This window comes from Castellaniella sp. (assembly GCF_049650445.1).
GTDB lineage: Bacteria > Pseudomonadota > Gammaproteobacteria > Burkholderiales > Burkholderiaceae_B > Castellaniella.
Genome location: NZ_JBASAD010000025.1, coordinates 17,308 through 41,640, shown reverse-complemented (window position 1 = coordinate 41,640; position 24,333 = coordinate 17,308). Strand labels below are relative to the sequence as shown.

Below are 24,333 nucleotides of genomic sequence, written 5' to 3'. Positions count from 1 at the left end.
GATGCGCACATGGTGAAGTTAAAGGAAAGGTTCAAATTAGACGTAGGATTCTAGCATGAATCCCAGGCCATAGCCATGTTTCGGGGGGCCGGCATGCAGCCGGGCCCCCGGCCCTATTTCGAATCCGGGTACGCCGTGCGCACGCCCTTGCGGATCCACGCTTCGAGCTGGTGCGGACGCAGGCTGTCGTAGTCCTCGAAGGGCTGGTGAATCCAGGGGTTGGTGGGCAGATGCTCGACAAAGTAGTCGGGCTTCACCTTGGCGTGGCCCTTCTGCCAGAGCACGGCCGTGCGCAATTCGGTGATGCCGGGGAACTGCTGGACCAGGTGGTCGCGCACACGGGTGAAGGTCAGGCCGGTATCGACCATGTCGTCCACCAGCAGGACCCGGCCGTCCAGCGTGCCGCGCGTGATGGTGATGAACTGGGCGATGTCGAGTTGGCCCTGGACCGTGCCCGCCGCCTCGCGGTAGCTGCTGGTCGCCAGAATGCCCAGCGGCAGGTCGAAGATGCGCGACAGCACATCGCCCACGCGCACGCCGCCGCGCGCCAGACAGAGGATCTTGTCGAAAGCCCAGCCGGACTCATGGACCAGCAGACCCAGGCGTTCGATCAGGCCGTGATACTGTTCCCAGCTGACCCAGAGGTCGCGTTCAGTGCTCGGTGGCATGCTCATCGGTGTTTCCCGTTCGTGTAAAAAGATGAGGCGTATGAAAAAACCGCAAGCGGGCTTGCGGTTTCGTTTTCTCCCGGCGCATCAACCCTGGAAGGGGTTGCGCAGGACGATGGTTTCCAGCCGGTCAGGACCGGTCGAGACCATGTCGATCGGCACGTCGCAGACCTCGGCAATGCGCTCCAGGTAGCGGCGCGCATTGACCGGCAGCTTGTCGTATTCGGTGATGCCCACCGTCGATTCCGACCAGCCAGCCATTTCTTCCAGCACGGGTTCGGCCTCGGCGGCCGCATGGGCGCCGTAGGGCAGCACGTCCAGGAAATTGCCCTTGTAACGGTAGCCCACGCCGATCTTGAGCTGCTCGACGCCGTCGAGCACGTCCAGCTTGGTGATGCACAGACCAGTCAGGCCGTTGATCATGACCGAGCGCTTCATGGCTGCACCGTCGAACCAGCCGCAGCGGCGCGGACGTCCGGTGACCGAGCCGAATTCCTTGCCGACCGTGGCCAGGCGCAGACCGGTATCGTCCAGCAGTTCGGTCGGGAACGGACCCGAGCCGACGCGCGTGGTGTAGGCCTTGGCGATGCCCAGCACATAATCCAGGGCCTGAGGGCCGACGCCCGAGCCTGCGGCTGCAGCGCCCGCCACGCAGTTGCTGCTGGTGACGAAGGGATAGGTGCCGTGGTCGATGTCCAGCAGCGTGCCCTGGGCGCCTTCGAACAGCAGGCTGTGCCCGGCGCGGCGCGCGATGTGCAGATTGCTGGAGACGTCGGCCACCATGGGTTCGAGCTGCGGTGCCAGAGCCATGACGATGTCGTGCACCTGGGCGGCGTCCACCGGCTTGGCACCCAGGTACTGAGTCAGCACGAAATTGTGATAATCGAGGACTTCGGCGAGTTTTTCGTCGAACACGGCCGGGTCGTACAGATCCTGGACACGCAGGGCGCGACGCGCGACCTTGTCTTCGTAAGCCGGGCCGATGCCGCGACCCGTGGTGCCGATCTTGCCTTCGCCCTTGCGGGCTTCGCGGGCCTGGTCGAGCGCCACATGATAGGGCAGGATCAGCGGGCAGGCAGCGGAAATCTGCAGACGCGAACGCACGTCCAGACCGGCGGATTCGAGTTCGCCGATTTCAGCCAGCAGCGCCTCGGGCGAGAGCACCACGCCGTTGCCGATGTAGCAGGTGACGTGCGGGTGCATGATGCCCGACGGGATCAGACGCAAAATGGTCTTGCGGCCGTTGATCCACAGGGTATGGCCGGCATTGTGGCCACCCTGAAAACGCACGACGCCCTGAGCCGACTCAGCCAGCCAGTCAACGATCTTGCCCTTGCCTTCGTCACCCCACTGGGTGCCGATCACGACGATGTTCTTGCTCATAATTCTTTCGAAAGGCGACGGAATGCCGCCATGGGAAACGGGTTAGTTTATACCATTGGTGACGGGATTCGACGAACACCGCCCTCAGGCGGCGCTGTCCAGGGGCCGTAGCGCCCAGCCATCGCCGGTGGCGGCCAATTCCTGATCGACGAAAAACTCATCCGGATACTGGGGTTCGCCCGGCAGCGCCTGGATCACGACACGGCCCTGAGCCCGCAGGTCGCGGATGGCCGTGATCAGGTCGGGATCGTCCGACCAGGGCGCACGAATGGCCTGAACGGGTTGTGCGTCGGGCAAGCCCGCGGACAGTTTGCGCAGATCCAGACTGAAGCCGGTCGCCGGACGAGCACGGCCGAATTTGCGGCCGATGCCGTCGTAACGGCCGCCACGCACCAGCGCGTCGTGCCAGCCCGCCGCGTAGATGGCGAACATGACGCCGGAGTGATAGCCGTAGCCCCCACCCATGTCCGCCAGATCCAGCGCGATCGGCGCGTCCGGCAGCGCCGTGCACAAGGTCCGCAGATCGTCCAGAGCGATCAGCACGGCCGGCAGACCGGGCAGGCATTCGCGGGCCCGGTCCAGCACCGACAGGTCGCCGTACAGGGCAGTCAGGGCGCGCAGCGCGTCCAGAGTATCGGCGCGCGCGCCGACCTCGGTGCACAGCGCCTGCAAGCCAGGAGCATCCTTGGCGCTGAGCAGTTCGAAGACCGCGTCGGCGACCTCGGCCAGGGCCTGATCGGCGTCCACCAGCGCCCGCCCCACCCCGGGATGGTTCAGGTCCAGACGCGGCTGGCTCACCCCTGCCCGACGCACGGATTCCAGCGCCAGACGGATCGATTCGATGTCAGCCTGCACACCCGCATGACCGAAGATTTCCGCACCGATCTGCAGCAGTTCCCGATCCGACATCAGGCCGCCCGCCCGTGCATGCACCACCGGCCCGCAATAGCACAGCCGGGTGACACCCTCGCGGTTGAGCAGATGGGCGTCGATGCGCGAGACCTGGATGGTGATGTCGGCACGCACGCCCATGGTCAGACCCGAGAGCTGGTCCACCAGCTTGCAGGTACGCAGACGCAGGGCCTCGTCGTTGGCCGGCATCAGGGAATCGAGGTATTCCACCATGGGTGGCGCGACGAGTTCAAAACCGTAGGTCCGGTACAGGTCCAGCAGTTCGCGGCGCAATTCCTCGATGCGGCGCGCCTCGGCGGGCAGAACGTCCGACAGATTTTCCGGCAACAGCCAGCTTGACATCATGGTCCGTCGATCCTCGTTCAGCGCGCGGCGGGCTTGTCGCCTCGGGCACGATCCCAGAAGCGGAAGAAGTCCGAATCCGGGCTCAGAACCAGGGTGCCATTCTGATCGGCAAAGGCCGAACGGTACGCATCGAGGCTTTTGTAGAAGCTGTAGAACTCGGGGTTCTGTCCGTAGGACTTGGCGTAGATGGCGGCCGCCGTAGCATCCCCCTCACCGCGCTTGGCCTGAGATTCGGCATAGGCCTTGGCCAGGATTTCCTGGCGCTTGCGATCGGCCTCGGCACGAATGCGTTCGCTGTCGGCGGCACCGCTGGCGCGCAGACGGTTGGCTTCTTGCTTGCGCTCGGCTTCCATGCGTCGATAAACGGATTCGGAAATTTCCGGGGCAAAGTCGATGCGCCGCAGGCGCACGTCAACCACGTCCACACCCAGCGGCTGGGCACGACGCGCCACGGCACTCTGGATTTCCTTCATGATGGTGTCACGGTCGGTGGCAACCACCTGCTTCACGGTACGCACGTTGACGGCGGCGTTCAGGGCGTCGCGAATCTGCGCCTGGAGACGTTCGACCGCCGCGTTGCTGTTGGCGCCAAAGGTGACGTAATACTGACGCGGATCGGCGATGCGCCACTTGACGAAGGAGTCGATCAGCAGGTTCTTCTTTTCGGCGGTCTGGATGCGTTCCGGATCGCGCGTTTCGATGGTCTGCAGCCGTTTGTCCAGGTAGACGACGTTTTCAAAAGGCGGTGGAAACTTGAAGTACAGGCCCGGTTTGGTGATGGTTTCACGGACTTCGCCGAGGGCGAACAGAAGCGCGGAATCACGCTCGCGCACGATGAACATGCACGAGGACAGCACCGCGACGAGCACGAGCAGACCGACCAGGGCGGGGAAAAAGCGTTGCATCTTGGGCTCCTAGTCCTAGTTCGAGTACGGGCTGGTCATCAGGCCGTCCAGGCCGGACGGCACGCCACGCGGCGCGGTACGGCCGGACCCGGACTGTCCCTGAGCGGCCTGGGCGGCCCCGGCAGCGGCCGGCGCCGATCCGCTGGACGAACCAGCGTCACGCGAACCCGATGACGAGGAACCCTCGACCGAGCGCGCGGCCTGGCCCATGATCTTGTCCAGCGGCAAGTAGAGCATGTTGTTGCTGACCGAGGCGTCGATCATGACCTTGGCGCTGTCGCTGAGAATGTCCTGCATGGTTTCCAGATACAGGCGTTCGCGCGTGACGTCGGGCGCCTTGGTGTATTCGGCAACGATGCTGTCAAAGCGCGAGGTGTCACCCTGAGCCTTGCCGATGACCTGGGCGCTGTAGCCCTCGGAGTCCTGGATCATGCGGGCCGCCTGGCCCTCTGATTCAGGGACGACCTTGCTGGCGTAGGCATTGCCTTCGTTGACCTGGCGTTCACGGTCCTGACCGGCCTTGACGGCGTCGTCGAACGCGGCCTGGACCTGTTCGGGCGGCTGCACGTTCTGGATGGCCACAGTGGAAATCTGGATGCCGGTCTTGTAGCGGTCCAGGATGGACTGCGCCAGGGCCTGGACCTCGGAGGCGACCTCGGTACGACCCGAATACAGGACAAAGTCCATGGGCTTGCGGCCGACGATTTCGCGCATGGCGGTCTCGGCCGCCTGACGCACGGATTCGTCGGGCTGGCTGGTATTGAACAGATAGGCCGGCGCGCCATCGGGCAGCAGCCGGTACTGCACCACGAACTGCACGTCGACGATGTTCTCGTCGGTGGTCAGCATCAGGGATTCAGGCAGCACCTTGTTGCGCGACGAACCGCGGAAGCCGACCTCGAAGGTCCGCAACTGTGCGATATTGACCGGCTGGGCAGCTTCGATGGGATACGGCAGGCGCCATTGCAGACCCGGATTGAGCGTCTTGACGTACTGCCCAAAGCGGGTGACCACGGCCACCTGGCCTTCCTGGACGATCATGAACCCGCTGCCCAGCCACAGCAGCACGGCGACCACGACCAGCAACAGCACGAAGCGGGGCGACGGCCCAGGCAGCGACGGCAAGCCGCCCGACGGCGGACGGGGACCGCGTCCGCCGCCCCGGCGGCCGAACAGGCCGTTCAGGCGCTTGCTGAAATCGCGCCAGACCTCATCCAGATCGGGGGGACCGGAGGATTGATCGGGTTTGCCGCGCGGGTCGTCGTTATTCTGGTTCTGGTTGCCCCGTCCCCAGCCCGGATCATTCAGGTTGAACAGTTTCATCAAACGCATTGTTTCCCGTAGGCTCCCCACCAAATTCAACAATCGACTGCCGCAAACCGTCCAGCCCGCTGCGTTGCAGCGCACTGACGAAGACTCGCGCAATCGTACCATGTTCATTTCGCTCGACCCGGGGTTCATATCCGGCCGTGTCGATTTTGTTGTAGACCAGAATCTGCGGGATATCGTGGGCCTCGATGTCGCGCAGAACCTGATTGACCGCCGCCGCCTGCTCGTCGCGCTGCGGACTGGCCGCGTCGATCACGTGCAGCAACAGATCGGCATGAATGGTTTCCTCCAGTGTCGCCCGGAATGCCGCGATCAGCATCGGCGGCAGGGAGCGGATGAAGCCCACGGTGTCGGACACGACGATCTGGCCGGCGCCTTCGATCCAGACGCGGCGGGTCGTGGTGTCCAGCGTGGCGAACAATTGGTCGGCGGCGTACGCGTCGGCGCGGGTCAGCGCGTTGAACAGCGTGGATTTGCCCGCGTTGGTATAGCCGACCAGGGAAACCGACAAGGTCTTGCCACGCACCCGGGCGCGGCGCTGGGTCAGGCGCTGGCGCTGGACGCGATCCAGGCGTTCTTTCAGGGCGCGCACGCGCACGCCGATCAGGCGCCGGTCGGTTTCCAGTTGCGATTCGCCGGGACCGCGCACGCCGATACCGCCGCGCTGGCGTTCCAGGTGAGTCCACATCCGGGTCAGCCGGGTGGACAAGTGTTGCAACTGGGCCAGTTCGACCTGAAGCTTGCCTTCGTGACTTTTGGCACGCAGCGCAAAAATATCCAGAATCAGGGCCACCCGGTCGACGACACGGACCTCGAAATGGCGTTCCAGATTGCGCTGCTGGGCGGGGGTGAGCGCCTGGTCGAACAGCACGACCTCGGCGCCGGTCGCCTTGACCAGGGCGGCTGCCTCTTCGATCTTGCCCGAACCGATGAAGCCTGCGGCATCCGGCCGGCTGCGCCGGGCGGTGAGGACTTCAACGATGTCGGCCCCGGCCCCGCTGGCCAGCATGAGGAATTCCTCGGCGTGGGCGGCGTAGTCCAGGTCGCCCAGATCGACACTGATGACAAGCGACTTCATGTGTATGTGCAGCCCATCACAAAGCGAATGCCCGCCGGAGGGCGGGCGAAAAGGCGAACCAATCGCAGTGACTTATTCGGCAGAGTCATCCACCTGGAAGGAAACGGGACGGGCCGGCACGACAGTGGAGATGGCGTGTTTGTAAACCATCTGGGTGACCGTATTGCGCAGCAGCACGACGTATTGGTCGAACGATTCGACCTGGCCTTGCAGCTTGATCCCGTTGACCAGGTAGATCGAAACGGGCACGTGGTCCTTGCGCAAGGCGTTCAGGAATGGGTCTTGGAGAATTTGCCCTTTGTTGCTCATGGACGGGGCTCCGGTTATTGAAGTTATGGTGGAGGGTCTATTTTAATGCGTTTCAGTATTGTTGCATCGCAGCGGTGCGGCCGTCGGCTCAGGCCGATAGCAGCGCACGCAGGGCGTCGCACAAACGGGCGCATTGTTCCGGCGTGCCCACGGTAATCCGCAGGTACTGATCGATGCGCGGCGCACTGAAATGCCGCACCAGGATGCCCGTTTCGCGCAAGCCGGAGGCGATGTCGCGGGCGTCACGGCCCGGATGGCGGGCAAAGACGAAATTGGCCTGGGATGGCAGCACCTGGAACCCCAGAGCCCGCAGATCGCGCGCCAGTTGTTCGCGGGCGTCGATCACGGCCCGCCGGGTGCGGTCGAACCAGGCTTCGTCCTCGATCGCCGCCTGGGCGCCGGCCAGGGCCACACGATCCATGGGATAGGAATTGAAACTGTCCTTGACGCGCGTCAGCCCCGCGATCAGGTCGGCATGCCCCAGGGCGTAGCCCACTCGTAGGCCCGCCAGAGCGCGGGACTTGGACAGGGTGTGGATGGCCAGGATGTTGGGGAAGCGGCCGATCAGCGCGGCGGCCGACTCGGCACCGAAGTCCACATAGGCCTCGTCCACCACCACGGCGCTGTCGGGGTGCGCCTGGGCGATGGCGGCGATCTCGTCCAGCGTCAGGGACCGGCCGGTGGGCGCATTCGGATTGGCGAATATGATTCCCGCGGGTTCCGGATCGGCCGGGCCGGTGTAGTCCGCCACGCGCAGGACGAAATCCTCGTCCAGCGGGATCAGACGGTGCGGCACGGCATACAGGCGGCAGTAGGTCCTGTAAAAGCTGTAGGTCACATCAGGCAGCCACAGGGGCCGGCCGCCGCGCAGGAACAGCGCGTTGAAGACGTGTGCCAGGATTTCGTCGGAACCGTTGCCAAGGAACACCTGATCCGGCGCCAGACCGAAGCGGTCCGCAATCGTGCGGCGCAGGTCCAGGGCCTGATAATCCGGGTACAGGCGCATGTCGTCGGTCAGGGCGGCGCGCATGGCCTCGATCGCCCGGGGCGAGGGTCCGTACGGGTGTTCGTTGGTGTTCAGCTTCAGCAGGTTCGGGATGCGGGCCTGCTCACCCGGCACATACGGCACCAGGCCAGCGATGTGGTCGCTCCAGAGCGTGCTCACGACTCGTCCTTCAGGTAGGGGTTATGCGAGGATTTGAATTCCACCGACAGCGGCGTGCCAGCCAGCTTGAAGGCCTCGCGGAACTGGCCTTCGAGATAGCGGCGGTAGGAATCCGGCACCGCATCCAGGGCGTTGCCGTGGATGATGATGCGCGGCGGATTCTGCCCGCCCTGGTGGGCGTAGCGCATCTTGGGCCGGAAAATGCCCTTGCGCGGCGGCTGCTGCTGTTCCACGGCCGCCAGCAGGGTACGGGTCAGTTTCGGGGTGGACAGTTTTGCAAAGGCGGCGGCGTGCGCGGCATCCACGGCCTTGAGCACCGGGCCGACCCCCTGCCCCTTCAGGGCCGACAGGTTCAACACGCGGGCAAAGGACAGAAACCGCAGCTTGCGATCATATTCGCGCTGCACCCATTCGCGCTGCTCCTGATTCACCGCATCCCACTTATTCAGGCCCACCACCAGGGCGCGGCCCGTTTCAGTGATGAAACCGGCAATGTGGGCGTCCTGGTCGGAAATGCCTTCCTGTGCGTCGATCAGCAGCAGCACGACGTTGGCGGCCTCGATAGCCTGCAGCGTCTTGATGACCGAGAATTTTTCCACGGTCTCGAAAACCTTGCCCCGGCGGCGCAAGCCGGCGGTGTCGATCAGCGTATAGCGGCGATCGCCCCGTTCGAATTCGATCTCGATGGCGTCGCGCGTGGTGCCCGGAAGATCGTAGGCGATGACCCGGTCCTCGCCCACGAGGGTGTTGATGAGCGTGGATTTGCCGACGTTCGGCCGCCCGGCGATGGCGAGCTTGATGCGGTGATCGGGCGCTCCGCCCTCGCCTGCGTCCGTTGCGTCCGGGTCCACGGAGGACTCGGCCACTTGCGCAGCCCGTTCAGCCAGCAAGGCGGCCAGCGCCTCTTCGGCCAGGGTCGCCACGCCGTCGCCGTGTGCGGCCGAAATCGGGTGCGGCTCTCCCAGCCCCAGCTCGTGGAACTGGGCCAGGTCGGCATGATTGCGCATGCCTTCGGTCTTGTTCACGGCCAGCAACACGCGCTGGCCGGACTTGCGCAACAGACGGGCGATTTCATGGTCGTGGGCGTTGATGCCTTCGCGCCCGTCCACCAGGAAAATCACCACATCGGATTCGGCGATGGCCTGGGCGGTCTGGCGCGCCATCTCGACCAGAATGCCACGGGTGGCGACCGGCTCGAAGCCGCCGGTATCGACCACGATATAGGGATGCTCGCCCACCCGCCCCTCGCCGTAATGGCGGTCGCGGGTCAACCCGGAGATGTTTGCCACCAGCGCCGCGCGTGAACGCGTCAGGCGGTTGAACAGGGTCGATTTGCCGACGTTCGTGCGCCCGACCAGGGCCACGACCGGCTTGAAACGCGTATCAGCCACCGACGCCCACCAGAATCAGCTTGCCGTCGCCCGTCTGCACGACCACCCCGCGCGGGGTCGGCACCAGCGCCGAGACGACCGGCCCGCCGCCCACTTGCAGGCGGGCCATCAGCGCGCCATCGGCGCGCGACAGGAAATGTACGTAGCCCTCAAAGTCACCCACGGCCACGGCGGCACCTGCCGGCGCGGGGGCGCTCAGACGGCGGTTGAGCAGCGCCGCCTGTTTCCAGATTTCGTGGCCGTCCTGCAGGTCCAGGGCATGGACCGTATCGCGCGCGTCGGCCAGGTAGAGGCGCTGGCCATCGGTGCTCATGCCGGTCGCGGAGGAGACCTCTGCGGACCAGACGGCGCGGCCGCCCTGGGACACGTCGAAGCAGGTCGTGCGGCCCTGGTAACTGACGCCGCACAAGGCGGGACCGACGATGACCGGCGCACCGACCACGTCAGTGATGCGTTCCAGGTCGGATGCCCCGCGCGAAGCGGAGACCGAGCCTTCCCAGCGCACGGCGCCGGAAGCCGCATCGATCACCATCAGGCGGCCGTTGGGCATGCCGGCGATCAGCAGATTGGGCACCGACAGCATGCGGATGCTGGTCCGCAGCGCCAGGGCGGGACCGGGGCGCTGCACATTCCAGCGCAACTTGCCGGTGGCCGCGTCGAAGGCCTGGATGCGGTAATCGGTGGTACGCACCGCGACGATGCCGTTGCCCACGGCAGGCGGTACATTGATGGCGCTGGCGGCCTGGCTACGCCAGAGTTCCTTGCCCTGGGCATCGTAGGCCACGACCATGCCGGACTGAGTGGCCACGGCAACCACCCGCCCGTCACTGCCGGTGCCGGCCGACAAAGGCCCGGCATCGACGCGCCAGCGCAGCGCACCGGAAGCGGCATCCAGTGCTGCAACAGCACCCGAGGGGGTCGCAGCGTACAGGGTATCGCCCACCAGTTCGGGGGAGAAACTGTAGCCGCCGCCACTGCCGATCGAAGTCGACCAGCGCGCCGACACCGCCAGCGAGGGCGCGTAGTCGGCCAGCGGCGCCGGATCGAAGCGGGCGTCGGTCTGGGAAAACAGGCCGCAGCCGGACAGCCCGACGGCGACCAGGCCGACGAGCGCCGCGCGAAACAGGCGGGAGGAGGATTGCATGGGAATCAGGCTCCGTTCAAGGCGTCGATTTTCAGTTGGACGATCTGGGCGGCGGGGTCCGCGCCCAGGGATTTCAGGGCTTCTTTCCAGGCCTCGACAGCCTGCGCGGACTGTCCCTGGGCGGCAAGAATGTCGCCGCGGCGATCGGCGTACAGGCCGGCGAAACCGGCTGGCGGCGTGCCCTGAAGCTGGGCCAGGGCGGGTTCGTACTGCTGCTGGGCCAGCAACACACCGGCCAGACGCAGGCGGGCCACCGCGCTCAGCGCCGGAGCGGACTTGTCGCGCGTCAGCCATTCGAGCTGTTCGCGGGCACCGTCCAGGTCCTTGCGTTCCTGCAGCGCCTGGGCCGCCACCAGCACGCCGCGCGCGGTGTAACCCGAACCGGCGTAACCGTCGCGCAGGGCCGCGCTGGCGGCCTTGATGCGGGCCACCGCATCATCGCCCGGCTGGGTGGCGGCGGCTTCGAGCGCCTCGTAGTAGCCCATGGCCTGATTGGCCTGGTGCGACTGATACCACTGCCAGCCGCGCCAGCCGGCGAACGCAGCCAGCACGGCGAAGACCAGGGCCATGGAAAGCGTGCCGTAGCGTTCCCACCAGGCCTTCAGCGCGTCGATTTTTTCCTGTTCTTCGAGATCGTATGCCATGCCTGTGTTCAGATCCTTTGTTGGAGTTGCTCGGCCAATTGGTCGAAAGCGACCGATTCCTGCTGCCCGTCTCCGGCATCGCCGGCGCGCAGCCATTTCACGGTCGCCCGGCCCGAGGCCAGTTCGTCGCCGCCGATGATGACGGCGGCCACGGCGCCGCTGGCGTCAGCCCGGCGAAACTGTGATTTAAACCCAGTCGAACCGGCATGGACAAGTGCCCGCAGTCCGGCGTCGCGCAGCGACTCGGCAATCTGCGCCGCCCGCCGCTGGGCCTCGTCGCCCTGGTGAACCAGATAGACCTGGCATTCGGCCGGATCCTGCTCGGGTGCGTCCTGCTGCCAAAGATCGAGCAGGCGCTCCATGCCGATGGCAAAACCCACCGCCGGCGCGGACTTGCCGCCCAGCAGCTCGATCAAGCCGTCGTAGCGTCCACCGCCGCAGACCGTCCCCTGGGCGCCCAGGCGGTCCGTGACCCATTCGAAGACGGTCAGATTGTAATAATCCAGCCCGCGCACCAGGCGCGGATTCAGCGTGTAGGCGATCCCGGCGTCGTCGAGCCGGTCGCACAGGCCGCGATAGTGGGCCAGCGATTCTTCGCCCAGGAAATCGAACAGGCGCGGCGCGCTGTCGGCCATGTCCTGCATGGCGGGATTTTTGGTGTCCAGCACGCGCAGCGGATTGCTGTGCATGCGGCGGCGGGCTTCCTCGTCGAGCACGTCAATGTGCTTTTCCAGGTGCACGATCAACGCCGCGCGGTGGGCGGAACGTTCGGCCGCCTGGCCCAGGGAATTGAGTTCCAGGCGGATGTCCTTCAGGCCCAGCAGGCGCCACAGGCGCGCCAGCATCAGAATCAGTTCGGCGTCCACGTCCGGACCGGCGAAACCCAGAGCCTCGACGTCGATCTGGTGAAACTGGCGATAGCGACCACGCTGCGGGCGCTCGTGCCGGAACACCGGCCCCATCGCATAGACGCGGCGCGGCCGGTCGTAGAGGAAATTGTGCTCGATCACCGAGCGCACGATGCCGGCGGTGAATTCGGGCCGCATCGTCAAGCGTTCGTCGTTCAGTGGATCGACGAAGGAATACATTTCCTTTTCGACGATGTCGGTGACTTCGCCGATACCGCGCGCGAACAGGCGGGTCTGCTCCAGCACCGGCGTGCGCAGGTTCTGGTAGCCGTAGCCGGCCAGCCAATCGCGCACCAGGGCTTCGAGCCGTTCCCAGCGCGCCGTTTCCGGCGGCAAGGCATCCTTCATGCCGGTCAGACCGGCGACTTTCTTGAATTCAGACATGGATTTCAGTGAATATCGCGCGCCACGACGCCGGGACGGCGCGCGGGCGCGTCGCCCTGCTGCCGTCCGTAGCGCCGGGCCACGTAGTTTTCGACGATGGCCTGGAATTCCTGGGCGATATGGTCGCCCTTGAGCGTCACGGTGCGTTCGCCATCCACGAACACCGGCGCTGACGGGATTTCGCCCGTACCGGGCAGGCTGATGCCGATATCGGCATGGCGGCTTTCACCGGGACCGTTGACGACACAGCCCATGACGGCCACGTGCATGTTCTCGACGCCCGGGTATTGGTTCTTCCAGACCGGCATCTGGGCCCGCAGAAAGGCCTGGATGCTGGCGGCCAGTTCCTGGAACACCGTGCTGCTGGTGCGCCCGCAACCCGGGCAGGCCACCACCATCGGGGTGAAGGCCCGCAGGCCCATGGTCTGCAGAATTTCCTGGGCCACGACGACTTCACGGCTGCGGTCGCCGCCGGGTTCGGGCGTGAGCGAAATACGGATCGTATCGCCGATGCCTTCCTGCAGCAGCACCGCCAGAGCCGCCGTGGAGGCGACGATGCCCTTGGAGCCCATGCCGGCTTCGGTCAGGCCCAGGTGCAGCGGATAATCGCAACGGCGCGACAGTTCGCGATAGACGGCGATCAGGTCCTGGACGTGGCTGACCTTGCAGGACAGCACGATGGCGTCGCCGCGCAGACCCAGCGCCTGGGCACGCTCGGCGTTGGTGATGGCCGAGACCACCAGGGCCTCGCGCATCACGGCGTTGGCCGACCAGGGCGTGGAGCGGGCCGCGTTTTCGTCCATCATCCGCGCCAGCAGTTCGTGATCCAGGCTGCCCCAGTTCACGCCGATGCGGATCGGCTTGTCGTGGCGGCAGGCGACCTCGATCATCTGCGCGAAGTTGTCGTCGCGACGCTTGCCGCCGCCCATATTGCCGGGATTGATGCGGTATTTGGACAGCGCCTGCGCGCAGTCCGGAAACTGGGTCAGCAGCTTGTGGCCGTTGTAGTGGAAGTCCCCCACCAGCGGGACCGGCACATTCATGCGGTCCAGCGCGTCGCGCAGGGCGGCGACCTGAGCAGCGGCCTCGGGCGTGTTGACGGTGACGCGCACCAGTTCGGAGCCGGCCTGCCAGAGCTCGCGCACCTGCAGCGCGGTGGCCTGGGGATCCGCCGTGTCGGTATTGGTCATGGACTGCACCACGACCGGGGCGTCACCACCCACCCGGATCACATGGCCGCCCCAGCGCACGGCGACGGCGCGGGTTGGCCGCCGGGTCGCGGCAGCCGGATCGGAACGCACAGAATCAAGAGTCATTGACGCAAAGCCTTCAGCCAATCGAACACCAGCCACTGTTCAGGCACCCAACCCCGGTTGATCGCGTACACGCCGACCACGCAGAACAGCACCAGAATCAGCAGCAGCCAGGCCCACGTGCGGTGGGCCGGTTCGCCCTTGGGGCTCATGTCGGCCTGCTGCAGGGCGCGGCGCGCGCCCAGGGCCGTGACGGCGGGCCTGGGCCGGGTCGGACCGACCGCATCGTCCAGGAGTTTCAGGGCGGCATCCACGTCGGTGCCCAGGAAACGCGCATAGTTGCGCACCAGGCCGCGCAGAGGCACGCCTTCGGGCAGCCGCGACCAGTCGCAGACTTCCAGGTACCCCAGTTGCACGGCGGAATACTTGATGCGTGCGGAGACTTCGGACAGCGACAGGCCGCGCGTCTCGCGCATGGCCTTCAGCGCATCGCCCAGCGACAGCGCCTCCTGGCTCTGGGTCGCCTCCGGGCGCCGCAGACCATCAGGGGAGGTTTCGCTCATCCATGCTCCTTTTTGCGTATGACGATCTTGGCCCGGTCGGGCAGCCGTTCGGTGATGCGTGTCCGGTCGCGTACTTCCCCCGCCAGTTGACCGCAGGCAGCGTCGATGTCGTCGCCGCGCGTCTTGCGCACCGTCACCACCAGCCCTGCATCAGTCAGCAACTGGGAGAACAGGCGGATGCGCGCCGCCGGGGAACGCCGCAGGCCGGACTGCGGGAAGGGGTTGAAGGGAATCAGGTTGAACTTGCAGCGCACCCGCTTTGCAATGTCGATCAGCTGGCGCGCGTGCTCGTCGGCGTCGTTCACGCCGTCGAGCATAATATATTCGAAGGTGATGAAATCGCGCGGCGCATGCTCCAGGTAACGATTGCAGGCGTCGAGCAGTTCATCCAGCGGGTGCTTGCGGTTCAGCGGCACCAGCCGGTCGCGCAATTCGTCGTTGGGCGCATGCAGCGACACCGCCAGCGCCACCGGGCAGTCGTGCGCCAGGCGATCCATCATGGGGACCACGCCGGACGTGGATACGGTCACGCGGCGGCGCGACAAGCCGTAGGCGTGGTCGTCCAGCATCAGGCGCAACGCACCCAGCACCTGGTCATAGTTGAGCAGGGGTTCGCCCATCCCCATCATGACCACGTTGCTGACAGCCCGGGGGGATTCCGCCGAGCCGCCCAGCCGCGCAGCCGCGGGATCGTCGCGCAGGGCACGGTTGGCGTACCAAAGCTGGCCGATGATTTCGGCGGTATTCAGATTGCGACTGAAGCCCTGATAGCCCGTGGAACAGAACGGGCAGGCCACGGTGCAGCCGGCCTGGCTGGAAATGCACAGCGTGCCGCGATCGTCCTCAGGAATGAAGACCGTCTCGATGGCGTTGCCCAGCCCCATGTCGAACAGCCACTTGCGCGTGCCGTCGGAGGAACGTTTTTCCAGATTCAGGGGGGGCGCCTGCACGACGCACCCGGACTCCAGGCGCGCGCGAAAATCCTTGGCCAGGTCGCTCATGTCCTGGAAGCGGTCGACGCCGCGCTGATGCACCCACTGCGACAACTGGCGCGCACGGAAGGGCTTGCCGCCCCACTGCGCCACGAGCGATTCGAGGGAGGCCGGGTCCAGACCCAGAACGTTGATGATTTCGTCGGACATGAGCGGGTATTTCAGCCGGACCCCGGCCGCAGCCAGGGTCCGCGCCGCGATCAGCGGCTGTGGATGTTGCTTTCGGGAAAGAAGAAGGCGATTTCGACGGCTGCCGTTTCCGGGGCGTCGGAGCCGTGCACCGCATTGGCGTCGATGCTCTCGGCGAAGTCGGCGCGGATCGTGCCCGGCGCAGCCTTCTTGGGATCGGTCGCGCCCATCAGGTCGCGGTTCTTGGTGATGGCGGATTCGCCTTCCAGCACCTGAACGAACACCGGGCCCGAGATCATGAAGTCGACCAGATCCTTGAAGAAGGGGCGTTCCTTGTGCACGGCGTAGAAGCGCTCGGCGTCGCCGCGCGAGAGCTGGCGCAGTTGGGCGGCGACGACGGTCAGGCCGGCCTGTTCGAAACGGGCGACGATCTGGCCGATGGCGTTCTTGGCGACGGCGTCGGGCTTGATGATGGAGAGGGTACGTTCAATAGCCATGGAAGTTTCCGGTAAGGAATGGAAAACGGGGTTTCCCGGTGAAAATGTAGAATGACACCGCCGTAGCCGCCCCGAACACCAGGTCGGCAATTGGGTCTTGTGGTCAACCGCACATTTTACCATGGGCGGTTTTCTTCCCATGCGCCTAAAATGATCGTTTTTCGCCGTCAGCCCCCCCTCCAGTTTCCTCGATTCAGATTCAGAAGAACCCATGAGCGATTCCGCCTCCCCTTCCCTGCCCAAGAGCTTCGAACCCCAGGACATCGAGTCCCGCTGGTATGACGAGTGGAATCGCCGCGGCCTGTTCGCAGGCGGCCAGCACACTGAACCCGCCCCGGGGCACGCACCGGAATCCTTCGCCATCCAGTTCCCGCCGCCCAACGTCACCGGCACCCTGCACATGGGGCACGCCTTCAACCAGACGATCATGGACGGCCTGATCCGCCATCACCGCATGCGCGGCGATGATACGGTCTTCATCCCCGGCACGGACCACGCCGGCATCGCCACCCAGATCGTGGTGGAACGCCAGCTCGACGCACAGGGTGTGTCGCGCCACGACCTGGGCCGAGACAAGTTCCTGGAACACGTCTGGGCCTGGAAGGAACAGTCCGGCAGCACCATCACGGGCCAGTTCCGCCGTCTGGGCTCGTCCTGCGACTGGACGCGCGAGTATTTCACCATGGACGAGCGCCTGTCGCGCGGTGTGGTCGAGGTCTTCGTGCGCCTGTATGAACAGGGCCTGATCTATCGGGGCAAACGCCTGGTGAACTGGGACCCGGTGCTGGGCACGGCGGTGTCGGACCTGGAGGTCGTCAGCACCGAAGAAGACGGCCACATGTGGGAAATCCGCTACCCGCTGGTCTCGCCCGCAAACGGGCTGACCCATCTGGTCGTCGCCACCACCCGTCCGGAAACCATGCTGGGCGACGTCGCCGTGATGGTGCACCCCGAAGACGAGCGCTACGCCCATCTGATCGGCCAGAAGGTGACCCTGCCCCTGGTCGGGCGCGAGATCCCCATCATTGCCGACGACTACGTCGACCGCGAATTCGGTACGGGCGTGGTCAAGGTCACCCCCGCGCACGACTTCAACGACTACGCCGTCGGTCAGCGCCACGGCCTGGACATGATCAGCGTCCTGACCCTGGACGCCAGGATCAACGACGAGGCCCCCGAAGCCTATCGCGGCCTGGACCGCTTCGAGGCCCGCAAGCGCATCGTCGCCGATCTGGAATCGCAAGGCCTGTTGCAGCAGGTGCGCGCCCACAAGCTCATGGTGCCGCGCGGCGATCGCACCAACAGCGTGATCGAGCCGATGCTGACCGACCAGTGGTTCGTGGCAATGAGCCAGCCCGCACCCGAAGACAGCCTGCATCCGGGCAAGAGCATCACCCAGGTGGCTCTGGACGTGGTGGCCGACGGCCGCGTGAAATTCGTCCCGGAAAACTGGACCACCACCTACAACCAGTGGCTGGAAAAAATCCAGGACTGGTGCATTTCGCGCCAACTGTGGTGGGGCCACCAGATCCCCGCCTGGCACGCGCCCGACGGCCGGATCTTCGTCGCCCGCTCGGCCGAGGACGCCGAACGCCAGGCGCGCGAGGCAGGCGTCGACGGCCCGCTGACGCGCGACCCGGACGTGCTGGACACCTGGTTCTCATCCGCCCTGGTGCCCTTCACCGATCTGGGCTGGCCCGACAAGACCCCCGACCTGGCGCGCTACCTGCCCTCCGGCGTGCTGGTCACGGGCTTTGACATCATCTTCTTCTGGGTGGCGCGCATGATCATGATGAGCATGCACCACACCGGCGAAGTGCCCTTCCGTACAGTCTATGTCCATGGTCTGGTCTGCGACATGGAAGGCAAGAAGATGTCCAAATCCAAGGGCAACACCATCGATCCGGTGGACCTGATCGACGGCATCGCCCTGGACCCGCTGATCGCCAAGCGCACCGCCGGCCTGATGAACCCGAAACAGGCCGACGCGATCCGCAAGCGCACCCGCAAGGATTATCCCGACGGCATCCCGGCCTATGGCACCGACGCGCTGCGCTTTACCATGGCGGCCTACGCCACGCTGGGACGCAACATCAATTTCGACCTGAAGCGCTGCGAGGGCTACCGCAATTTCTGCAACAAACTCTGGAACGCCACGCGCTTCGTCCTGATGAACGTCGAGGGCCACGACCTGGGCCAACCCCAGCCCGGCGATCTATCCTTTGCCGACCGCTGGATCATCGATGGCCTGCAGCGCCTGATCGACGAGGTGGACGCCGGGTTCGGCCAGTACCGCTTCGACCAGGTCGCCGACCGCCTGTACCACTTCATCTGGGATGAGTACTGCGACTGGTACGTCGAACTGGCCAAGGTCCGCCTGCAGACGGGCGACGCCGCGCAGCAGGCTGCCGCGCGCCGCACCCTGATCCACGTGCTGGAAACCCTGCTGCGCCTGATCCACCCGATCATGCCCTTCATCACAGAAGAACTGTGGCAGAAAGTCTCGGTGGCGGCTGGCGTGCGCGCCGAGGCCACGCCGGCCAGCATCAGCATCCAGCCCTGGCCGATCGCCCGCGACGACTTGCGCGACGCGGCAGCGGCCGAACGCATGACCGCGCTGAAATCGCTGACCGACGCGATCCGCGCTCTGCGCGGGGAAATGGGTCTGGCGCCGGGCCAACGCGTGCCGCTGCTGGTCCAGGGCTTTGACGCCGGGCTGGACGAACTGGCCCCCTATCTGGTGGCGCTGGCCCGCCTGGAGAGCGTCCAGGGGGTGGACAGCCTGCCGGATCTGGGCGCGCCTGTGCAGGTCGTGGGCGCCACGCAGTTGATGCTGCACGTGGAAATCGACGTCGAAGCCGAACGCATACGCCTGGACAAGGAAATCGATCGCCTGGAAAAAGAAATCGCCAAGGCCAGCGGCAAGCTGTCGAACGCCAGCTTCGTCGAACGTGCCCCGGCGGCGGTGGTCGAGCAGGAAAAGGCCCGGATGGCCCAGTTCGGCGAAACACTGGAACGGGTGCGGGCACAGCGGCAGAAGCTGTAGACGGCAACGGGCCGGCGGCTTGCGCCAGCGGCCCGTTCGGCATCCATCCGCCATGCGGATGCACCAGACAGGGCGCGACTCTCAGAGCCGCGCCCTGTTTCTTCATCAACCCCGGGACTTCAGCGGGCAGGTGTTGATGCCCAGCACGGCGTACAGCGGACAAAAGCGGAACAGGGCCGTAGCCACCGCCACCAGGCCCAGCCAGCCCCACCAGCCGATGGTGCCGTTGGCGGCCAGCACGATGAGGACGAGGCCGAGGATCAGGCGCAGGATGCGGTCGATCGTGCCGATGTTGAGTTTCATGAAGACTCCTTCGTAGGCTGAGGCTGCAAGGACGCAGCAGGAACGGCATCCCGGAACCGGCGGTTCCAGGGCATGCGCATGAGGACGCGGGCCAGGCCGCAGAATCCGGACAGGCCGGCGAACATCAGACCGCTGCCCACGAACCCGGACAGCAGCAGAAACCACGGCGACAGCCATGCGCCCGCGACAGTGCCCGCCAGTACCAGGCCGCCGGCCACGATCTGCACCTGGCGGGACAATTCCAGAGGCTGGCCGGGATCGGCCTGAACAGGCAGACCGGCCCGCTTCCAGGCATCCAGGCCGCCCTCCAGGATGTAGGCCTCGCCCGCCGCGCTGGTTTCGAGTGTTGCCGCCCCCATGCGGGTACGGTTGCCCGAGCGGCAATAGAAGATCACAGCCGTGCCGGACGGCAAGCCGGTCCGGTCACCCCGGGCCAGGCGGTCCAGCGGGACGCAGCAGGCCTGCGCGATGCGCTCACGGGCGAACTCGTCCGACGGACGGACGTCGACCAGTACGGCGCCGCGGACCAGACGGTCACGCGCGGCTTCGGGTGTCAGGGTTGAAATAGTCATGAGATGAATCTCCAGCGAAAATAATGTCCCTACGCCACGTCCCAGGCAGCACTTTTTGCCTTGGGGCGGCCCAGTGGCAAAAAATGCCCCCACGCTGCGCAGGCCTGCGGCCAGCTTGCTGCCCCCCAAGGGGGCGCTTTTTGCCTTGAGGCGGCCCGGCGGCAAAAAACCCGCGTCAAGGGCAGAAAATCTGCTTCAAAGTCGCAATCAAGCGCTCTACGTCGGGATTGGCGATGCGGTAGTACAAGGTCTGCGACTCGCGCCGGTAGACCACCAGACCCTCGTCACGCATGCGAGCCAGATGCTGAGACAGCGCCGACTGGCTGAGCGGCAACCGTTCCAGCAAGGCCCCTACGGGCAGTTCTCCCCATTCAATCAACAGACACAGGACCAGCAGCCGGTGCTCGTTGCCCACGGCGCGCAGCAGTGCCGCTGCACGGGCCGCGCCCGCCTGCATGAAATCCTGACTCTGTGATTCTTTTAGCATGGTAGACAAGGTGATTCCTTGTTTTACATCAGTGTTTTCTAATTTAGCATCTGCTAAACTAATAAGCAAGCCTCGGACCTTCCGGGTGCGGCGGATGCTGCGCACCGGGCAGCCGTCTTTCACATTTTCGTCGCTTCGGCGCACCACAAGGAGAACACCCCATGCACACCGGCCCCTATCGGGAACTGACCCAGACGATCAGCCAGAACCTCAAACCCCTGCGCGCAGGCATGCCGCAACTGATGCAGGGCTTCGGCTCCCTGAGCAAGGCCGCGATGGCGGCGGGCACGCTGGATCCCAAGACCAAGGAACTGATCGCACTGGCCATCGGCGTGGCTACACGCTGCGACGGCTGCATCGGTTTCCACACCCAGGCACTGGCACAACTGGGCGCGACGGACGCGGAAGTCCAGGAAACGCTGGGCGTAGCAGTCTACATGGGCGGCGGACCTTCCCTCATGTACGCTGCCAGCGCCCTTGCGGCCTTCGGGGAATGCCAGACGCAGCAAGCGGCCTGACGCGCGCACAGGCCTCGACGGGCAGCCTCTCCGCCCGGATCAGAACGTCGAGGCGCAATGCCCGCCGCTGGGCGCCACGCCCGAGCCCGCCGCGATCAGCGGCGGTTCGGCGCGCACATTGACCGGTGCGCTGTGCGTCCAGTCCCAGGCGAAAAAGCCCACGAGCACGATCCAGAAGGCGATGGCCAGAAATCGAAAACGCATGATGGCCCCCCCTCAGAAAGCGTAGCGACGGCGCACCCGCACACCGATCAGGGATCCCAGGAAAGCCATGGGCACCCAGATCCAGCCGTGCAGGCTGCCGGTGGAAATCCCGCTGACCATGGCGCCGATGTTGCAGCCGAAGGCCAGCCGCGAACTGTAGCCCAGCAGCAGGCCGGCAGCCAGGCCGATGGCCCATTGCGTGCCGTTCATGGGTTGTGCGGCAGCGGCCGGCTTGCCCGCCGCGATCCACAGGGCGCCTGCCAGAATGCCGATATTGGTGATCGAGGTCACATCCAGGAACACCGACTGCGCCAGCGTCGCCGCGTTGACCGGCTCGCTCCAGAAGGCATTGGTCGACGGATCGAACACATGCGCCGCCGTGGCCAGCTTGGCCGCCCACAGGCCAAACCCGTAGACAATCCCCCAGGGCTGACCCGCGATCACCAGATTCAGCACCGCGAGAACCGCCAGCAGCACGGCGCCCCACAGCAGCTTGCGGTTCCACAGCGGTGCCGCACGCCCGGCCCAGCGCACCACGCCGAAGCCGACCAGGGCCAGACCCGCCAGTGTCAGCAGCAAGGCGACAGGCGCACCGAAATGCGTCACCAGGCCATAGGGCGGCAAGGCGCCCAGGGCCAGCCAGCGGTCCAGCGTGGCCGAACCCAGGAAACTGCCGATGGCAAACAGCGGCAGGATCGCCATGTTCAGGGGGATGCCCAGGCCCGCCTTGTACAACGTGCCCGAGCCACAGCCGTCGGCAACCTGCATGCAGGCGCCAAAGACGAAGGCGCCCACGATCAGGCTGACGCTGGGCGGCCCCAGCGCGGCGCCCAGATCGGTGGGATAGGCGGCCAGCAGCGGCATGGACACCGCCGCCGCGATCGCCAGCAGCACCAGTTGCGCCAGCACGCCGGACGGATCGCGTTGCTCGATCAGCCGCCGCCAGCCAGTGGTGAAGCCGAAGCGCGCACCCGCGAGCACCGCGCCCAGGCCCATGCCGACCAGGAACAGCAGCGCCTGTCGCAAGGCCACGGACCAGGCCAGAAAGCCGCAGAAAGCCAGGATCAGGACTGCGAGAGGAAATCGTTTCATGTCTCAGCGTGTCTCAGATCAACCGAATACGCCTTTCAGCTTGTCCAGGATCTGGCTGCCCCGGCCCGGAACGTGCTCCATCGGCCGGTTCGGGTCCTGGGACCACTCGGCCATGGATTCGGGATACATCCGCACATTTTTCTGGCCGACGATCTCCGACAAGGCGAACCAGTCGGTGGCCGCCCAATGGCCGGTGTTGCAGAACGCGATCGTTTCGGCCTTCGCATCGGGGAGGAGTTCGGCAGCAATCTTGCGGGCCTCGTCCGGCGAGACGAAAATCGACGTGCCGGGCTTGAACCAGCGACCGTTTTCCACATTGACCGCGCCCTGGATGGTGCCGGGCACCTGCGCCGTCGGCGCCTTGACCTTGCCCAGGTAGAAATCCACCGGCCGGGCGTCGACCAGTTGCGTCTGCGGATTGCCGACCTGCGCGGCCACCTGCTCGGTGGTGGCGATGATGGACTCATCCGGCTTTGGCTCGAAGGCCGTCGCGACGACCGAGGGTGCCACCTGGTCCTGCGGCAGGCCGGCATCGGCCCAGGCCTTCAGCCCGCCGTTCAGGACGGACAGGTTCCTGAGGCCCAGGTATTTCAAGCTCCAATACACCCGCGCCGAAGCGCCGAAGTCGGTGCTGTCGACCCCCGACGAAACCACCACCGCGTGCGTATCCTGATCGAGACCCAGGCTGCGCACCAGTTGCGTCAGCGTGTCCAGCGGCGGCAGTTGACCTGGATTGTCCGCCGGGCCGCGCCATCGCGCGTAGGGCGCCGAGACGGCTCCGGGGATGTGGCCGGCGGCATAGGCGTCCGGCGGACGGATGTCGATGACACGCACGGCCGGCTGCTGCCGCGCGGTGTCCAGTTCAGCCGGCGTCAGCAGCGGCTGGGCGGCCCAGGCGGCCGTCGTCGCGCCACACGCAAGAACAAGCGCCCCCAAGCGGGCGGACAGGAATTTCATGGTGATGCCTCTGAGGAGTAACGATCGCTCATTTTCCCAGATTCGATCGTACGGCTGGCGATACCGATAGAACCGGAAGTTATGTAGACCGATGCAGGCGGCCCGAAATCAGACCGAGACAAGGGTTCGCCCTCAAGTCCTTTCAGGTGCGCAACGGACCGGCCAGATTGGCGGGGATCACCTGAATCACCCGGGCGGCGCTGTCGGTGGCGGCGGCCAGCGCGTCCATGGGAGCAGCCCCGCCGGCCCAGGCGTGGACGAAGGCGGAAGCAAAGGCATCGCCCGCACCGATGGTGGACAGCGGCGTGACGATCTTGGCGGGATGAAAGTGACCCTGCTCGCCGTCATGAAACAGGGCCCCGCCCTGCCCCAGCGTCACCAGAACGGACTGGCCGGGCCGACGCAGCAGCCGGCGCGCCAGATCCCGGGCTACGTCCGGCGTGGGGGCGTCCGTGTCCAAAGCCACGTCCCCGCACAGCCGGGCAGCCTCCTGGGCATTGACGCACAGCAGATCGGTCCGGTCCCAAAGGCCGCGCAGAGCCAGGGGATCGGCCAACTGGCGCGCGCCGGGCGTGACCGCCAGCCGATGACGCGACGTGGTCATGCGCGCCAGGGCCTGTTCCAGCCAGGCCTGGGATTCCAGCGACAGTCCCGTCACATAGACGACGTCCGCCGTCTCCAGGCCGGGAAAACCCTGCTCCCCGACCCAGGTGCTGGCGCCGCGCTGCGCGTAGGCCCGCGCCGCGCCGGTCTCGTCCACCATCACCACGGCCTTGCCCGTGGGCAGCGCGTGGTCGGGGATGGCGGTCTGGATGCCATGGCGCCGCAGGATGTCCCGCAGCAGATCGCCTTCCAGATCGCGCCCCACGCAGGCATGCACGGTGACGCGGGCGCCGCGCGCGGCCACGTTCAGCGCGGCGTTCACCGCGCCGCCGCCCGCGTACAGGCCGATGTGCTCCACGTCCTGCTTGGCAACGCGCATGGGCTGGACGCGGGACACGACGATGTCGACGATGGCTGCGCCGATGGTGGTGAATTGCATGAATGATCCGTCTGGAAACACCGGGTTCGGAACACCCGGAATCGGAGAGAACGTACCGACGGCAAAAGCGCCGGGAGGCCGTCCGTGGACTCCGAAGCGTAGCCGCTCACTGC

General features: G+C 65.9%; 25 protein-coding genes. 2 read left to right on the top strand and 23 right to left on the bottom strand.

The features are described from left to right. Positions 1-113: 113 nt before the first annotated feature. From WA983_RS08780 to ndk, 16 genes are all read right to left on the bottom strand, one after another. Positions 114-674 (bottom strand): phosphoribosyltransferase, encoded by a 561-nt coding sequence (locus WA983_RS08780; RefSeq protein WP_424251928.1) that lies wholly within the window; start codon positions 672-674, stop codon positions 114-116. Positions 675-755: 81 nt separating this feature from the next. Next, positions 756-2,051 carry an adenylosuccinate synthase gene (locus WA983_RS08775; RefSeq protein WP_424251926.1) on the bottom strand — a complete coding sequence of 432 codons (1,296 nt, stop codon included), beginning with the start codon at positions 2,049-2,051 and terminating at the stop codon, positions 756-758. A gap of 84 nt (positions 2,052-2,135) precedes the next feature. After that, entirely contained in the window at positions 2,136-3,305 is a 1,170-nt protein-coding gene (locus WA983_RS08770) for an ATP phosphoribosyltransferase regulatory subunit (RefSeq protein ID WP_424251935.1), read from the bottom strand. 20 nt (positions 3,306-3,325) lie between these two features. Further along, positions 3,326-4,213, bottom strand: a complete 888-nt coding sequence (gene hflC / locus WA983_RS08765; RefSeq protein WP_424251924.1) for a protease modulator HflC — start codon at positions 4,211-4,213, stop codon at positions 3,326-3,328. 15 nt (positions 4,214-4,228) lie between these two features. After that, a complete protein-coding gene (gene hflK, locus WA983_RS08760; RefSeq protein WP_424251922.1) occupies positions 4,229-5,545 on the bottom strand; it encodes an FtsH protease activity modulator HflK in 1,317 nt (438 codons plus the stop codon). Continuing rightward, positions 5,514-6,620: a GTPase HflX gene (gene hflX / locus WA983_RS08755; protein WP_424251920.1), complete on the bottom strand. Its 1,107-nt coding sequence runs from the start codon at positions 6,618-6,620 to the stop codon at positions 5,514-5,516. The genes hflK and hflX overlap by 32 nt, the downstream gene beginning before the upstream one ends. Before the next feature lie 72 nt (positions 6,621-6,692). Beyond that, positions 6,693-6,929 (bottom strand): RNA chaperone Hfq, encoded by a 237-nt coding sequence (gene hfq / locus WA983_RS08750; protein ID WP_043681925.1) that lies wholly within the window; start codon positions 6,927-6,929, stop codon positions 6,693-6,695. A gap of 88 nt (positions 6,930-7,017) precedes the next feature. After that, the gene (hisC, locus tag WA983_RS08745; RefSeq protein ID WP_424311920.1) at positions 7,018-8,094 is read right to left on the bottom strand and encodes a histidinol-phosphate transaminase; all 1,077 of its coding nucleotides are present in this window, start codon (positions 8,092-8,094) and stop codon (positions 7,018-7,020) included. Next, positions 8,091-9,485: a ribosome biogenesis GTPase Der gene (gene der / locus WA983_RS08740; protein WP_424251915.1), complete on the bottom strand. Its 1,395-nt coding sequence runs from the start codon at positions 9,483-9,485 to the stop codon at positions 8,091-8,093. Before der ends, hisC begins: the two co-directional genes overlap by 4 nt. Beyond that, positions 9,478-10,629 (bottom strand): outer membrane protein assembly factor BamB, encoded by a 1,152-nt coding sequence (bamB, locus tag WA983_RS08735; protein ID WP_424251913.1) that lies wholly within the window; start codon positions 10,627-10,629, stop codon positions 9,478-9,480. Before bamB ends, der begins: the two co-directional genes overlap by 8 nt. A 5-nt stretch (positions 10,630-10,634) precedes the next feature. Then, positions 10,635-11,273 (bottom strand): tetratricopeptide repeat protein, encoded by a 639-nt coding sequence (locus WA983_RS08730; RefSeq protein WP_424251911.1) that lies wholly within the window; start codon positions 11,271-11,273, stop codon positions 10,635-10,637. Positions 11,274-11,281: 8 nt separating this feature from the next. After that, positions 11,282-12,565, bottom strand: coding sequence for a histidine--tRNA ligase (gene hisS / locus WA983_RS08725; RefSeq protein WP_424311919.1), 1,284 nt, complete (start codon positions 12,563-12,565; stop codon positions 11,282-11,284). 5 nt (positions 12,566-12,570) lie between these two features. After that, entirely contained in the window at positions 12,571-13,881 is a 1,311-nt protein-coding gene (ispG, locus tag WA983_RS08720) for a flavodoxin-dependent (E)-4-hydroxy-3-methylbut-2-enyl-diphosphate synthase (protein WP_424311918.1), read from the bottom strand. Continuing rightward, positions 13,878-14,381: a helix-turn-helix domain-containing protein gene (locus WA983_RS08715; protein WP_424251905.1), complete on the bottom strand. Its 504-nt coding sequence runs from the start codon at positions 14,379-14,381 to the stop codon at positions 13,878-13,880. The genes ispG and WA983_RS08715 overlap by 4 nt, the downstream gene beginning before the upstream one ends. Further along, positions 14,378-15,523, bottom strand: coding sequence for a 23S rRNA (adenine(2503)-C(2))-methyltransferase RlmN (gene rlmN / locus WA983_RS08710; RefSeq protein WP_424251903.1), 1,146 nt, complete (start codon positions 15,521-15,523; stop codon positions 14,378-14,380). Before rlmN ends, WA983_RS08715 begins: the two co-directional genes overlap by 4 nt. A 50-nt stretch (positions 15,524-15,573) precedes the next feature. Further along, positions 15,574-15,999 carry a nucleoside-diphosphate kinase gene (ndk, locus tag WA983_RS08705; protein ID WP_376813900.1) on the bottom strand — a complete coding sequence of 142 codons (426 nt, stop codon included), beginning with the start codon at positions 15,997-15,999 and terminating at the stop codon, positions 15,574-15,576. Positions 16,000-16,210: 211 nt separating this feature from the next. Between ndk and WA983_RS08700 the strand changes: the two genes are divergently transcribed. Further along, complete coding sequence (locus WA983_RS08700) at positions 16,211-19,045, top strand: valine--tRNA ligase (protein WP_424311917.1); 2,835 nt, start codon at positions 16,211-16,213, stop codon at positions 19,043-19,045. A gap of 105 nt (positions 19,046-19,150) precedes the next feature. Here WA983_RS08700 and WA983_RS08695 read toward each other — a convergent pair whose 3' ends face one another. The 3 genes from WA983_RS08695 to WA983_RS08685 all read right to left on the bottom strand — a co-directional run bounded on the left by WA983_RS08695 (position 19,151) and on the right by WA983_RS08685 (position 20,407). Next, positions 19,151-19,348 (bottom strand): YgaP family membrane protein, encoded by a 198-nt coding sequence (locus WA983_RS08695; RefSeq protein ID WP_376813896.1) that lies wholly within the window; start codon positions 19,346-19,348, stop codon positions 19,151-19,153. After that, positions 19,345-19,920, bottom strand: a complete 576-nt coding sequence (locus tag WA983_RS08690; RefSeq protein WP_424246950.1) for a rhodanese family protein — start codon at positions 19,918-19,920, stop codon at positions 19,345-19,347. Before WA983_RS08690 ends, WA983_RS08695 begins: the two co-directional genes overlap by 4 nt. A gap of 175 nt (positions 19,921-20,095) precedes the next feature. Then, a complete protein-coding gene (locus WA983_RS08685; RefSeq protein WP_424311916.1) occupies positions 20,096-20,407 on the bottom strand; it encodes an ArsR/SmtB family transcription factor in 312 nt (103 codons plus the stop codon). Between the two features lie 161 nt (positions 20,408-20,568). Between WA983_RS08685 and WA983_RS08680 the strand changes: the two genes are divergently transcribed. Then, on the top strand, positions 20,569-20,925 hold the full coding sequence (locus tag WA983_RS08680; protein WP_424248684.1) for a carboxymuconolactone decarboxylase family protein: 357 nt from the start codon (positions 20,569-20,571) through the stop codon (positions 20,923-20,925). A 39-nt stretch (positions 20,926-20,964) separates the two neighbouring features. On the opposite strand, the gene WA983_RS08675 is transcribed toward WA983_RS08680, so the two are convergent. From WA983_RS08675 to WA983_RS08660, 4 genes are all read right to left on the bottom strand, one after another. Then, complete coding sequence (locus WA983_RS08675; RefSeq protein WP_424248683.1) at positions 20,965-21,129, bottom strand: hypothetical protein; 165 nt, start codon at positions 21,127-21,129, stop codon at positions 20,965-20,967. A 12-nt stretch (positions 21,130-21,141) separates the two neighbouring features. Further along, positions 21,142-22,221, bottom strand: coding sequence for a YeeE/YedE thiosulfate transporter family protein (locus WA983_RS08670; protein WP_424248681.1), 1,080 nt, complete (start codon positions 22,219-22,221; stop codon positions 21,142-21,144). Between the two features lie 18 nt (positions 22,222-22,239). Further along, on the bottom strand, positions 22,240-23,178 hold the full coding sequence (locus tag WA983_RS08665; protein ID WP_424311915.1) for a sulfurtransferase: 939 nt from the start codon (positions 23,176-23,178) through the stop codon (positions 22,240-22,242). Positions 23,179-23,320: 142 nt separating this feature from the next. Beyond that, positions 23,321-24,220: a carbohydrate kinase family protein gene (locus WA983_RS08660; protein ID WP_424249390.1), complete on the bottom strand. Its 900-nt coding sequence runs from the start codon at positions 24,218-24,220 to the stop codon at positions 23,321-23,323. Positions 24,221-24,333 lie beyond the last annotated feature (113 nt).